This window comes from Fretibacterium fastidiosum (assembly GCF_964642095.1).
GTDB classification, from domain to species: Bacteria; Synergistota; Synergistia; order Synergistales; family Aminobacteriaceae; genus Fretibacterium; species Fretibacterium fastidiosum.
The window spans coordinates 1,266,203-1,280,336 of record NZ_OZ209244.1 but is presented as its reverse complement, the minus strand read 5'-3'; the positions used below and the strand labels follow the sequence as shown (position 1 = coordinate 1,280,336).

The 14,134-nt window shown below is 52.1% G+C and carries 4 protein-coding genes and 2 CRISPR repeat arrays (2 of these 6 cut by a window edge); all 4 genes read right to left on the bottom strand.

The features are described from left to right. Nucleotides 1-174: direct repeats of the CRISPR family, unit length 30 nt; unit sequence GTTTCCATCCCTCTAAGGAAGTTTAGGAAG (it extends 392 nt beyond the left edge of the window). 11 nt (nucleotides 175-185) lie between these two features. The 4 genes from ACK28C_RS05460 to ACK28C_RS05445 all read right to left on the bottom strand — a co-directional run bounded on the left by ACK28C_RS05460 (nucleotide 186) and on the right by ACK28C_RS05445 (nucleotide 3,650). Continuing rightward, nucleotides 186-1,262, bottom strand: coding sequence for an ISL3 family transposase (locus ACK28C_RS05460; protein WP_409152639.1), 1,077 nt, complete (start codon nucleotides 1,260-1,262; stop codon nucleotides 186-188). Further along, nucleotides 1,246-2,028, bottom strand: coding sequence for an IS21-like element helper ATPase IstB (istB, locus tag ACK28C_RS05455; protein ID WP_409152487.1), 783 nt, complete (start codon nucleotides 2,026-2,028; stop codon nucleotides 1,246-1,248). The genes ACK28C_RS05460 and istB overlap by 17 nt, the downstream gene beginning before the upstream one ends. Continuing rightward, nucleotides 2,025-3,332, bottom strand: coding sequence for an IS21 family transposase (gene istA / locus ACK28C_RS05450; RefSeq protein WP_409151924.1), 1,308 nt, complete (start codon nucleotides 3,330-3,332; stop codon nucleotides 2,025-2,027). The genes istB and istA overlap by 4 nt, the downstream gene beginning before the upstream one ends. A 66-nt stretch (nucleotides 3,333-3,398) precedes the next feature. After that, entirely contained in the window at nucleotides 3,399-3,650 is a 252-nt protein-coding gene (locus ACK28C_RS05445) for a transposase family protein (protein WP_409152566.1), read from the bottom strand. A gap of 112 nt (nucleotides 3,651-3,762) precedes the next feature. Further along, nucleotides 3,763-14,134: direct repeats of the CRISPR family, unit length 30 nt; unit sequence GTTTCCATCCCTCTAAGGAAGTTTAGGAAG; it runs 1,426 nt beyond the window's last position.

The window sequence follows — 14,134 nt, the reverse complement described above, 5'->3', positions numbered from 1 at the left end:
TGGCTCGATTGTTTCCATCCCTCTAAGGAAGTTTAGGAAGTCTTTACCTTCTGCCCGATTACCTTATCCCTCTCCTCGTTTCCATCCCTCTAAGGAAGTTTAGGAAGTTTGGAGGAGGCGGTGTAATGCCCCGCCTCCTCGTGAGTTTCCATCCCTCTAAGGAAGTTTAGGGGCTCCTCGCTTTTTTAAGTGGGTAGCCCTATCTGTAGTTTTCCTGCGATGAGGTAAATCATTGAGATGAGGTTCTCCTTGCTCCTGTAGCCCCTGGCCCTCGCCTTACAGGCCTGGATCGAGCTGTTGATCCCCTCGAGAATGCCGTTGTTGATATGCGACTCAAACCACTGAAGAACTCCATCCCAATGATGCCTGATCGTGCGAGCCGCGCCAATCATCGCACTCAGACGACTGTGCGTAGCCCAGAAATACCATTTCTTCAGTAACAGCTCCCCTTCTTCACGATGGCGAAATCTCTTGAAAATCTCCTGGAAACTCAGCTTCATCTGATAGGCTCGCGCGGTCTTTCGATTGTGCTTCCTCAGACTCAGCTCCCCTAGCCGCTCTTTTTGCCTCTCCGTCAGGTTGTGAGGGTTCTTCAGCCAAAGATAACGGGTGTGCGCCAGGCTCGGGTCCTCCTTGCGCTCCTCGCGACGGACGCTGTCCACCGCATCGTTCACCGCCTTCATGACATGAAATTTGTCGAACGTCAGCTTCGCACCCGGGAAGTGTTCTCGCGCCCCTTTGATGAAGGCTTGCGACATGTCGCAGCACATCCGCTCGATGGCTTCGCCTCGGCCGCCGTGCTCCTCGAGGAATGTCTTGAATCGACCCAAAGTGCTCGAGTCCTTGCCCTCCGTGGCGAAGATGACCTTCGACGTATCCGGATCCACGAAAACTGATACATAATCGTGCCCTCGCTTGCTGGAGGTTTCGTCGAATCCGACATTGCGGACCTGCGACAGAACCCTCCGTTCGAGGGCTTGTTCCGTGTAATGTCTGACCACGCGCCAGAGGCGTGTGTCGTGCATATTCAGCTCCTTCGCCAAGGTCTTGATGGGCATAGCTGGAGCCAGGGACAGGACCAACGCCTCGAAAAGCAAAGTAAACCCGCTGCCCTTACGCGCCCAGGGGACGGGAACCAGGTGGACGCCACAGGCGTCGCAGTGAACCCTTGGGACCCTGGCTGTCAAGCGACATGCAAAATTGACCCATGGGCGACATCGAAAACTGACCCCCCTTGAGCCCTGTTCATTGTCCTGCGATATCCTGCTCCTTTCGCATTAAGCCCGAACGGCGCTTTTCAAGCAGCCGATAACTGTCCCCCCGAAGCGTCACCACCGTCGAGTGGTGCAGCAGGCGGTCTAAAGTTGCAGTGGCCACGACGTTGTCTCCAAACACGTCCCCCCATTCCGATACGCTCCGGTTACTCGTCAGAAGAAGGCTGCCCCTCTCGTATCTCCTGGACACAAGCTGAAAAAACAGGTGCGCGCTTTCGCGCTCAAGGGGAAGGTAACCCAGCTCGTCTACTATCAGCAGCTTCGGCTTGCTGAAAAAGGACAACCGCTCCTCAAGACGAAGCTCATTCTTGCTCTTGCTCAGACTCGCCAGCAAGGCAACCGCCGTGGTGAACAGAACCGAGTAGCCCCGCTCTATCGACGCTCTGCCCAGAGCTATAGCCAGATGCGTTTTACCCACTCCGGGCGGTCCCAGAAAAAGCAAACTGTCCCCATTCGCCACCCACCGACAGTGACTCAGCTCCTCAAGCTGACGACGGTCCGCTGAACTCGATCCCCAATCGAAACCATCAAGCGTCCTCACACACGGGAAGTGGGCGATCCTCAGCCCCATCTGGATTCGACGGATGTCCTTATGCCGCGCCTCCTCGCAGCAAAGACGGTACAAAACCTCGCGGTAGCTCAGCCCCTCCTTGGACGCTGCGTCCAACAAAGTATCCAGATTCTCTCGAATGCCAGTCAGCTTCAGACGACCCAGCAGACTCATGAAATGCTCCTCGTCAATAACCTTGCTCATGACGCCTGCACTGCTTCTTCGTACTCACTCAGCGGACGGCTCAAGGAATCTGTCGTGACCACGCGCAAAGAGGAGCTTTCCCCCTCCCCACCACAATACATAATTCCTCTAAGGTGCTCCTTGTCCGTGCTCTTCTGGTGCGTGCCGGGCTGCAGGACATGCCGCGCCAACTCCGTACCGTCAGACTGGTAAATCACGACCTCCGCTTCTGTAACCTGCACCTGGACACGTTTGCCGATGGCCGACCACGGCACACTGTAACGGTTCGTGTCCACAACCACATGGGCGTCCGAGGGCACCTTCCTCACATACTCCCGGACCTGGACAAACGGGGCTCTGCCATGAGCGGGCCGGAGCGCTGCTCTCTCCGTCGACTCAAAACGGCACAACGGCGTGTCCGAGGCATCTGTCAACACCCGCCCGTCCGACTCCGTACGAAGCCAGTTCGCAATATGCCGTTCCATATCCGACCAGCTTGAGAACTCCCGACCCGCGATGCAGTTCCGCTTCACGTAACGGACCCCGTTCTCCACCTTTCCCTTCGTGCGGGCCCGGAAGGGCGCGCAAGCCCGTGGGGTGAAGCCCCAATAATCTGCAAACGCTTTGAACTTCTCGTTCAGCAAAAGCTCTCGTGTCCTGGGGTTGTGCTCTGTGACCAAAGCCCGGGGATTGTCCGTCAAAACCTCCGCAGGAACTCCTCCAAAATACGCAAAGGAATCCTCCATCCCCTGAAACCAAGCCTGTTGGTTCTCATGCTCGAAGGCTTTAACGTAGAGACGACGGGAGTACCCAAGCTTCGAGACAAAAAAGTACACCTTGACCTCAGTCCCCCCTATCAGGACTCTCTTCTCTCCAAAGTCTATCTGCATTTGATGGCCTGGGGGCGTCTCAAAGCGAACGGTTGCTAAAGCCTCCCGGCCTAAAACCTCACGATGCGCCTGCACTGCACGCTCTACCGTACGCAGCGAAACGGCTATCCCCTTCTCCGACTCCAACTCCTGCCGGATAACGTCGGCATTACCGCCGTGCTGAAAAAATTTCTCGTGGAGCCAGTCCTCGTGACCCCGAAGGGCTCCCTGAAAAACACGCTTGTCCGTAAGGTTGTACTTCACAACTCCGCCGTTGCGGAGGTATTTACGAACCGTAACCCGGCTCATGGAGAACTCCCTCGATAATTTGTGGATGCTCCATCCCTGAGAATGAAGCCGCAGCATGGCTGAAACTTCGTCCTGATGTTTGATAGCTCCCTCACCTGCCAACTGTAGGGTTGTTCCACTCAACAGTTTGGCAGAACGCTGAACCATACAAAACCCCTCCCCTCATCTTTCCTCTGAGGGTGGGTCAGTTTCCTCTGTCGCCTATGGGTCAGTTTATACTGTCGCCTGACACCTGGCCGTAAGGTAAGCCTCATACTGAAAGAAATTGAGATGTCTCCAGGTCTTTTCCGCAGTATCGTGAACTTTCCGACCCTCTGCCCCGCATTCGGGACAGGTGAATTTAGAGCCCTTTTGAAAGTCCAGGTGGATATCAAGCCTCTTAGCTGCAGGGTCCAACTCCAGGGATTTGACAAACCACGGCGACGATATCCCAAGCGCTATTTGAAACAGTTCGATGTCCTTCATAATGTTCCAAGGATATCATAATGGTAGCCTTTTATAAACCACCCACTCCTTCTAGCGAGGAGCCAGTTTAGGAAGGGTTTATGACGCCTACCATGGAAAAACTCAGTCGTACGTTTCCATCCCTCTAAGGAAGTTTAGGAAGCATCGAGGACGACCTGTGCGCTCCGGAGTACTTCTAGTTTCCATCCCTCTAAGGAAGTTTAGGAAGCTTCGTCTGTTCCGCCAACAAAGTACGGACCTTGAGGTTTCCATCCCTCTAAGGAAGTTTAGGAAGGAGGGGAACGATCAGTACGGCGCGCAGAACCGCATGTTTCCATCCCTCTAAGGAAGTTTAGGAAGACTATCAGCGCGGTAAAGAAGAATGGACAACTTCTGGTTTCCATCCCTCTAAGGAAGTTTAGGAAGGAAATCGCGGCTGGAGGAAGGATTTTTCGGGGGCGACGGTTTCCATCCCTCTAAGGAAGTTTAGGAAGCATGATGGAATACTGGCCCTGTTGGCTCGTGAGCCGTTTCCATCCCTCTAAGGAAGTTTAGGAAGGCTGGAACCATCGTTGTACTGAATCCTCATCACAGCCGGTTTCCATCCCTCTAAGGAAGTTTAGGAAGAAGATGCGCCGCCCGCACATCGTGCCGCTGGCCACAGTTTCCATCCCTCTAAGGAAGTTTAGGAAGCGTACCGTCACCACCTTTCGTTCCGTCTCTCGGACGAGTTTCCATCCCTCTAAGGAAGTTTAGGAAGAGGGTCGCGGGCTTCACGTCGTGCACGAGCCCGTCGAGTTTCCATCCCTCTAAGGAAGTTTAGGAAGCATTTCCCACCTCGATTTTATTCTCCGAAAAGGCGTGCTGTTTCCATCCCTCTAAGGAAGTTTAGGAAGCGGGGCAAAGCATGGGCGAGTACTTGCGGGAGCTGGTTTCCATCCCCCTAAGGAAGTTTAGGAAGGAATCAGTGGCGGGCTGTTGTAGATGAAACACTCATGTTTCCATCCCTCTAAGGAAGTTTAGGAAGTGATTTTTTGGATTGAACCGGTACGTCCGGCCTGTGGGTTTCCATCCCTCTAAGGAAGTTTAGGAAGGGCGAGACGGGCATCCGACACAATGAGGTCTACGACCGTTTCCATCCCTCTAAGGAAGTTTAGGAAGCGCGCTCAGCTGCAGGTTCGCCCCGCTCTGCGTCCCCGGTTTCCATCCCTCTAAGGAAGTTTAGGAAGGGTTACTTGGAGATGGGCACTGGCCTGATGAAAGGAGGTTTCCATCCCTCTAAGGAAGTTTAGGAAGTACCATAACAAAGACAAGGATAATTTCCAGTCCATTGTTTCCATCCCTCTAAGGAAGTTTAGGAAGTGCCCAATCTTCAATTTGTTTTTTAAATTTTCCTTTTGTTTCCATCCCTCTAAGGAAGTTTAGGAAGTGTGACAATTTTCCCCACACAATTCTCACCTTTCAGTTTCCATCCCTCTAAGGAAGTTTAGGAAGCTAATATTTCCTATTTACCATTACAAGATGAACCAGAGTTTCCATCCCTCTAAGGAAGTTTAGGAAGATATATGGTACTCCTGTTAATGGTTTTCAAGAAACTGTGTTTCCATCCCTCTAAGGAAGTTTAGGAAGTATCCCCGTCGCAAAGGGTGGCAGTAATGAAATATTGTTTCCATCCCTCTAAGGAAGTTTAGGAAGTATGCTTGCCTTCGGTCAACTTCTCTGCCTTGAACATGTTTCCATCCCTCTAAGGAAGTTTAGGAAGCGGGGCGAAAGCCCCTGCGCTCGTAGTACCTCACGGGTTTCCATCCCTCTAAGGAAGTTTAGGAAGGTGGTAAGAAAATGGGTGTTGTTTGGGGAGATTATCAGTTTCCATCCCTCTAAGGAAGTTTAGGAAGTTCCTCTCCCGCCGGCAACGCGTTCCTTGCTTCTGGTTTCCATCCCTCTAAGGAAGTTTAGGAAGGGAATCATCCGGCCCACCGGACGCCCGGACTTGGAGTTTCCATCCCTCTAAGGAAGTTTAGGAAGGTCCAGGCCACGCAGGACCGTCTTTCGCCCTCACCGGGTTTCCATCCCTCTAAGGAAGTTTAGGAAGTGGATTCCCAATTTCCTGAAACACCAGAACCCACAGTTTCCATCCCTCTAAGGAAGTTTAGGAAGGTGACCTCCTTTATCGCCGACGAAAACGCGCTATACGTTTCCATCCCTCTAAGGAAGTTTAGGAAGCCGTTCGTTCGTAGATTTTCGCGTCTGTTGACGATGCGGTTTCCATCCCTCTAAGGAAGTTTAGGAAGCCTCGTCCTGCTCGTACTTCCGGGTGGGGTTGAGCCCGTTTCCATCCCTCTAAGGAAGTTTAGGAAGGCTGATTGTCAGGACGATGGCGTGTGTCCCTGGATAGTTTCCATCCCTCTAAGGAAGTTTAGGAAGAGTCCAGCAGTACCAAGGATTTAGCTATCAGTAGAGCGTTTCCATCCCTCTAAGGAAGTTTAGGAAGGCTCGTCTTCATGGTCCCCGGAGCCCCGGTGAGGACGGTTTCCATCCCTCTAAGGAAGTTTAGGAAGGGCTTCATACCGGGTCTTAGGCGGCAGGGAGCTCACGGTTTCCATCCCTCTAAGGAAGTTTAGGAAGGGTATTTCCATCTGGAAATACGTCGTCGGAAACACGTTTCCATCCCTCTAAGGAAGTTTAGGAAGCCAATACGCTCATGCTGAACACGACGGCAGCCTCAGTGTTTCCATCCCTCTAAGGAAGTTTAGGAAGTGGGACCACTTCACAGGGAGCGCCTCACGCTTCAATGGTTTCCATCCCTCTAAGGAAGTTTAGGAAGCAATTAAATGTTGAAATTGGGTTGTTATTTTTTATTGTTTCCATCCCTCTAAGGAAGTTTAGGAAGATCGGCGCCGGTCGTTCGGCCGGACCTCACGTACGAGGTTTCCATCCCTCTAAGGAAGTTTAGGAAGACGTCCCCCTGCTACACATGAGCGTGGCGCACGCCGAGTTTCCATCCCTCTAAGGAAGTTTAGGAAGGATGATCTCCAGCCCTGGGCGCGTGATGCGCACCAGTTTCCATCCCTCTAAGGAAGTTTAGGAAGCCCCGCTTCCCAACAGGGACGGCAGGAACAGCGCCCGAGTTTCCATCCCTCTAAGGAAGTTTAGGAAGTCGAGAAACGTCCGCCGTCCGGGAAGACTGTGGGTGTTTCCATCCCTCTAAGGAAGTTTAGGAAGACCATGCTTGAGCATGCTCAAGTATGGTCATATTGAGTTTCCATCCCTCTAAGGAAGTTTAGGAAGTTTGATGCCCAATCGTTATGCTCCGTCCAGTCGTGGTTTCCATCCCTCTAAGGAAGTTTAGGAAGGCCCTTCGGAATCTTCACCGAAAGGGCCCCTACTTGTGTTTCCATCCCTCTAAGGAAGTTTAGGAAGCCAGAGGCTACTCCAGCCACGGACGCGGGGATCAGAGTTTCCATCCCTCTAAGGAAGTTTAGGAAGGCTCGCGCAGTTTGTGGAATGGCTCGTGGACGAAGCTGTTTCCATCCCTCTAAGGAAGTTTAGGAAGCCATCCCCATGTTGTTGCTGTTTTGAATTGTTTACCGTTTCCATCCCTCTAAGGAAGTTTAGGAAGGACCGAAATCCCGAACTCCTCCCGCAGGAGCTGCACGTTTTCCATCCCTCTAAGGAAGTTTAGGAAGTGAAGGGACAAGAGAGATAGAGCCTACCAGATGTTTGTTTCCATCCCTCTAAGGAAGTTTAGGAAGCATAGGAGGGAATTGAGATGGAAAAGCGGTTTGTACGTTTCCATCCCTCTAAGGAAGTTTAGGAAGCCCTGCGTCAGATCGTGCTGGAGGGCGTGTTGGTGGTTTCCATCCCTCTAAGGAAGTTTAGGAAGTCCTCCTGTGGTTACGGGGCCACAGGGGGAGTATGGGGTTTCCATCCCTCTAAGGAAGTTTAGGAAGGCGGCACAAAATATTCTGAGCTTCCTCGACCAGCCGAGTTTCCATCCCTCTAAGGAAGTTTAGGAAGGAGAACCCCTTGCCCGAAATATGCTCTTGTGTCAGCTGTTTCCATCCCTCTAAGGAAGTTTAGGAAGAGGCGGGGTCATTATACCCCGTCTCCTCCGAAAGAAGTTTCCATCCCTCTAAGGAAGTTTAGGAAGCCGATCTGCCGGATAGATGCGGTCCCGCCGTCGTAGGTTTCCATCCCTCTAAGGAAGTTTAGGAAGCGGGGGCGTCGCACCGTGAGGCGGTGCCTGATGAGACGTTTCCATCCCTCTAAGGAAGTTTAGGAAGTGCCGTGATAGGCAATCCTCTCATGCAGGCCGTTCCAGTTTCCATCCCTCTAAGGAAGTTTAGGAAGGTGAGCTGGACGGACGGAGAGAGGAGGTCCGGGACCGGTTTCCATCCCTCTAAGGAAGTTTAGGAAGTCACCGGAAGGGAGCGGGAAGTACCTCGTGTTCTGTGTTTCCATCCCTCTAAGGAAGTTTAGGAAGGCCCCCGTTTCTGTAGGATTCCTCGTCAAGCCAGTCGTTTCCATCCCTCTAAGGAAGTTTAGGAAGGGAGAGCCAAGCCAGACTGATCCCCGCGGGAGACCAGTTTCCATCCCTCTAAGGAAGTTTAGGAAGGTGAGCTGGACGGACGGAGAGAGGAGGTCCGGGACCGGTTTCCATCCCTCTAAGGAAGTTTAGGAAGGCCCCCGTTTCTGTAGGATTCCTCGTCAAGCCAGTCGTTTCCATCCCTCTAAGGAAGTTTAGGAAGGGAGAGCCAAGCCAGACTGATCCCCGCGGGAGACCAGTTTCCATCCCTCTAAGGAAGTTTAGGAAGCCCGCCGTACATGCAGGCTTCGCTGACAAGAGGCAGCTGTTTCCATCCCTCTAAGGAAGTTTAGGAAGGTCGCCGATCTCGAATCCAGAACCTTCAGCAGCACTTGGTTTCCATCCCTCTAAGGAAGTTTAGGAAGGGGTGGCGAAGGACGTGTGCGACGTGCTGGAGCTCTCGTTTCCATCCCTCTAAGGAAGTTTAGGAAGGGGAAACCTGTCGAGGACTGGGACTATCTCGACCAGGTTTCCATCCCTCTAAGGAAGTTTAGGAAGCTTCGCTCATAACCCCAACCCCCTTCGGATTTTTTGTTTCCATCCCTCTAAGGAAGTTTAGGAAGGAGGCGGGGTCATTATACCCCGTCTCCTCCAAAGAAAGTTTCCATCCCTCTAAGGAAGTTTAGGAAGGTCAGTTTCGCCCAGAAGATATGACGAGGAAACCTGTTTCCATCCCTCTAAGGAAGTTTAGGAAGTGGTCCCCGCGCCAGACCGTCTTGCTCTTGATATCGGTTTCCATCCCTCTAAGGAAGTTTAGGAAGTTGGCTGCGCGCTCTCCGAATACCTTGGAAGCATCGGCGTTTCCATCCCTCTAAGGAAGTTTAGGAAGAACACTAAGCACCTTCAGTGCGCACCCGCTTCACTGTTTCCATCCCTCTAAGGAAGTTTAGGAAGATGGTTTGCAAGATGCTATAACGCCACCGTGGTTTACGTTTCCATCCCTCTAAGGAAGTTTAGGAAGTCGAACCAGTGGCGGGCTGTTGTAGATGAAACACTCATGTTTCCATCCCTCTAAGGAAGTTTAGGAAGGCGTATGGCTCATGTGTTCACCTCCCTTTCTATCTCCGGTTTCCATCCCTCTAAGGAAGTTTAGGAAGTGGACTACAAACCGGAGGAACAGGCTGAGTTCTTCTTGTTTCCATCCCTCTAAGGAAGTTTAGGAAGTGGACTACAAACCGGAGGAACAGGCTGAGTTCTTCTTGTTTCCATCCCTCTAAGGAAGTTTAGGAAGGTCCATGACGTCTTCCTTGCGCCAATAGGCTATCGGGGTTTCCATCCCTCTAAGGAAGTTTAGGAAGCTCGGAGACGATGACGGTCAGGCCGGAGCTGGTCCTGGTTTCCATCCCTCTAAGGAAGTTTAGGAAGCACGTGTCCAGGCGCCCGCTTCGGTCCTTCGCCTGCGTTTCCATCCCTCTAAGGAAGTTTAGGAAGGAGCCCTCGTCCTAGTTTCAGCACTTATTTCTTCGAGTTTCCATCCCTCTAAGGAAGTTTAGGAAGCGGCGGCGATCAGGCGCGCGTTGGCCTGCCCCTCTGGGTTTCCATCCCTCTAAGGAAGTTTAGGAAGGTAGCGCTTTGCCTCGTCGCTCTCAAGGAGCCACTGGGTTTCCATCCCTCTAAGGAAGTTTAGGAAGGTGCGACTGCCCGGCAGGCCCGGAGCGAGGGAAGGTGGTTTCCATCCCTCTAAGGAAGTTTAGGAAGGTAGCGCTTTGCCTCGTCGCTCTCAAGGAGCCACTGGGTTTCCATCCCTCTAAGGAAGTTTAGGAAGGTGCGACTGCCCGGCAGGCCCGGAGCGAGGGAAGGTGGTTTCCATCCCTCTAAGGAAGTTTAGGAAGGGGGGACCTCTGCATCGTGGCGCCCACCGGGAGCGGGTTTCCATCCCTCTAAGGAAGTTTAGGAAGCGCTGCGCTCCAAGTTCACGGACGTCCGGCTGGACGTGTTTCCATCCCTCTAAGGAAGTTTAGGAAGGGGTGGCGAAAGACGTATGTGACGTGCTGGGATTGGTGTTTCCATCCCTCTAAGGAAGTTTAGGAAGGGGCACGAAGACCGCCGCATCATCGTCCTGTCGCACGGTTTCCATCCCTCTAAGGAAGTTTAGGAAGGGGGAAGGGATTATTGGGGTCGTCATCCACCACTTGTTTCCATCCCTCTAAGGAAGTTTAGGAAGGGCCCGCTCTACCCCACAATGGTATCAACCCAACAGTTTCCATCCCTCTAAGGAAGTTTAGGAAGGGCAGCCGGTGTTGCGTTGTATTTGCTCGATGGAGACGTTTCCATCCCTCTAAGGAAGTTTAGGAAGCACCGTGTACTCGCCCTCCGGAAGCGGGTCGAACCCGTTTCCATCCCTCTAAGGAAGTTTAGGAAGTTGATGAAGGTCCTGTACATCCCGGCGTCCTGGTTGTGTTTCCATCCCTCTAAGGAAGTTTAGGAAGCGAGCCCTTCGGACGCACCTTTAAGCCCTAAAACCTGTTTCCATCCCTCTAAGGAAGTTTAGGAAGGGTCGTCGATAACGACGTACTCCTCGGCCGCCGATTGTTTCCATCCCTCTAAGGAAGTTTAGGAAGGAAGGAGCAAACGACGGATGAAGAAAACGACGATTTCGTTTCCATCCCTCTAAGGAAGTTTAGGAAGCGAGGACACTTCGCGTTCCTTTTGGGAAGGACGAGGGTTTCCATCCCTCTAAGGAAGTTTAGGAAGCACAGCCTTGAGGCTTGGGGTTACAGGCTTGGGGAGTAGTTTCCATCCCTCTAAGGAAGTTTAGGAAGTCAAAGGCCCGATAGATGAGTTGCCGCCGCATGGCAGTTTCCATCCCTCTAAGGAAGTTTAGGAAGCCGCTTTCAACGTTGTAAACATGCCCCCGTGAACAGCGTTTCCATCCCTCTAAGGAAGTTTAGGAAGTCTGAATTTTGATTTGGCGGATTCGCCACTCCTATCGTTTCCATCCCTCTAAGGAAGTTTAGGAAGCCGGGGGCAACGTATCGAGCGGCTTGAGGTTTACAGGTTTCCATCCCTCTAAGGAAGTTTAGGAAGGGTCGCCGGAACAGGGGGTATTCTGCGCTGTGGGAGAGTTTCCATCCCTCTAAGGAAGTTTAGGAAGAAGCGGCAACAAGGCGGCGACCTCCCCTGATGGTGGTTTCCATCCCTCTAAGGAAGTTTAGGAAGGGGTGGAGTCCATCATGGGGCCGGAAGGGCTGGACTAGTTTCCATCCCTCTAAGGAAGTTTAGGAAGCAAGATGCAGACCCTGCACATTGAGCTGCCCCTCGTGTTTCCATCCCTCTAAGGAAGTTTAGGAAGGTATTCCGGACCGCCGACCGGCGGAGGTGGGACCTGGAGTTTCCATCCCTCTAAGGAAGTTTAGGAAGCATACAGCCAGAAGTCCTGTGAATGCCCGTCATCATCGGTTTCCATCCCTCTAAGGAAGTTTAGGAAGGGTGAGGAAATGGCATGACACACGAGGAACTGCGAAAGGTTTCCATCCCTCTAAGGAAGTTTAGGAAGTGGATACGGTCGATGCTACGACCGGGAAGATCACGCTGTTTCCATCCCTCTAAGGAAGTTTAGGAAGCCCTCCGCCATTCGATATCCACTTCCTGCATAAACCGTTTCCATCCCTCTAAGGAAGTTTAGGAAGGCTGGTCCTCGGCGTCATGTTCGCTGAGAGTTCTTTGTTTCCATCCCTCTAAGGAAGTTTAGGAAGTGAAAGAACTCAAGGGAAGGGCGCAGGTCGGAATGAGTTTCCATCCCTCTAAGGAAGTTTAGGAAGCGGGATGCGCTCGTTCATCCACTCCTGAGCCGAATGTTTCCATCCCTCTAAGGAAGTTTAGGAAGTTGCCAAGGCGTCATTTCCATGAATGAAGGGATGGGTTTCCATCCCTCTAAGGAAGTTTAGGAAGGTCCGTGTGGAACAGCTTGTTCAGGACGCGCAGGTCGGTTTCCATCCCTCTAAGGAAGTTTAGGAAGACCGCTTTGTCACTGCTGAGGAGGAAGTCTGCATGGTGTTTCCATCCCTCTAAGGAAGTTTAGGAAGGCCCGTTCCCCATCGAGTATTACGCGACCTTCGTAGTTTCCATCCCTCTAAGGAAGTTTAGGAAGGGCGTAGGGAAGAAGCAGGGCACGATGACTAGCTGAGGTTTCCATCCCTCTAAGGAAGTTTAGGAAGGAACAGTACAGTTTCATCTTGAAATGACACTCCTTCTGTTTCCATCCCTCTAAGGAAGTTTAGGAAGTGTTCGCTGAGAGTTCTTTCAGGTTCTGGGTGAGGAAGTTTCCATCCCTCTAAGGAAGTTTAGGAAGGAGATAAATGGCGACAGTGAACGATGGAATGCATAGTTTCCATCCCTCTAAGGAAGTTTAGGAAGGGCTGCCGTCATGTTCGGCGTGGGCGTATTGAGTGCGTTTCCATCCCTCTAAGGAAGTTTAGGAAGCAGGATGAGGAAATGAAGGCGGCTCTGGGTTTTTAGTTTCCATCCCTCTAAGGAAGTTTAGGAAGGAGAAGTATGGCCGGCAGTGGCCAGTACAATGGCTGTTTCCATCCCTCTAAGGAAGTTTAGGAAGTGGCGGAATGTCAGCGAATCGTATCTCAAGGCACTGTTTCCATCCCTCTAAGGAAGTTTAGGAAGCTATCGCTTCCCCTGTGGCCCAGCAATCCACACATAGTTTCCATCCCTCTAAGGAAGTTTAGGAAGGGCCCCATCCCGGACCTCTGCATCACGGCCCCTATGCCGGTTTCCATCCCTCTAAGGAAGTTTAGGAAGCCTGCCCGCGCCCCGTCAGTTTGTACTTCACTGCTGGTTTCCATCCCTCTAAGGAAGTTTAGGAAGTTGAAACATGCATTCGCTTGGCGAAGCAGTACGGGATGTTTCCATCCCTCTAAGGAAGTTTAGGAAGCAGGATTTCCTCCGTACTCCTTTTGAGTGTCTCGGGTTTCCATCCCTCTAAGGAAGTTTAGGAAGCGAGCCCTGCGGCATCGAGGGCCGCTACACCTACCGGTTTCCATCCCTCTAAGGAAGTTTAGGAAGCTGTGTTTACACGCCCTGGCAGAGTAGATCTTCTGAGTTTCCATCCCTCTAAGGAAGTTTAGGAAGCCCCGCCACGAGCTGGGCCGACGACGCTCTACATCGGTTTCCATCCCTCTAAGGAAGTTTAGGAAGGCCGTCTCCGAGCTGATCGGCGGTCACGAGTTCGGAGTTTCCATCCCTCTAAGGAAGTTTAGGAAGGGACGGGTCGAGCATCCGCAGGGTATCGAGGTTCGCCTGTTTCCATCCCTCTAAGGAAGTTTAGGAAGTGCACGCCGTTATGGATGAGAAGATGGGAGCCTTGCTGTTTCCATCCCTCTAAGGAAGTTTAGGAAGCGAAGGCCCCTCCTGCGAAGTCGTCCGCCGTGCCCGGTTTCCATCCCTCTAAGGAAGTTTAGGAAGGATACACGATAGCGTCTTCCTGACGCTTCATGGCGCGGTTTCCATCCCTCTAAGGAAGTTTAGGAAGCCTCAAGTGCCGCCTTAAGATGGGCAATTTCTTGACGGTTTCCATCCCTCTAAGGAAGTTTAGGAAGGGCTGCCACAGCAGCATTTTTAAAAACTCCGCAAACCCGTTTCCATCCCTCTAAGGAAGTTTAGGAAGAGCGTTCCCGTTCGCCGGTTCCATACCAGCGGGGCGACGTTTCCATCCCTCTAAGGAAGTTTAGGAAGAATCGTCCGCGCAGTTTTCAGAACCCCAGGTATCGGAGTTTCCATCCCTCTAAGGAAGTTTAGGAAGGAAGGTGGAGACGCCGCCGCCTGCGCCGACGATCGACGTTTCCATCCCTCTAAGGAAGTTTAGGAAGGATATCCCCTTCGGACTGCCGTATTTCGACGCGAACGGTTTCCATCCCTCTAAGGAAGTTTAGGAAGCCCATGTATTAATCTTCCCATATTGGGACTTTTT

Excerpts from the sequence above, each read along its gene's own strand:
- istB (WP_409152487.1), bottom strand. The coding sequence starts at position 2,028 with ATGAGCAAGGTTATTGACGAGGAGCATTTCATGAGTCTGCTGGGTCGT.
- istA (WP_409151924.1), bottom strand. The coding sequence starts at position 3,332 with ATGGTTCAGCGTTCTGCCAAACTGTTGAGTGGAACAACCCTACAGTTG.
- ACK28C_RS05445 (WP_409152566.1), bottom strand. The coding sequence starts at position 3,650 with ATGAAGGACATCGAACTGTTTCAAATAGCGCTTGGGATATCGTCGCCG.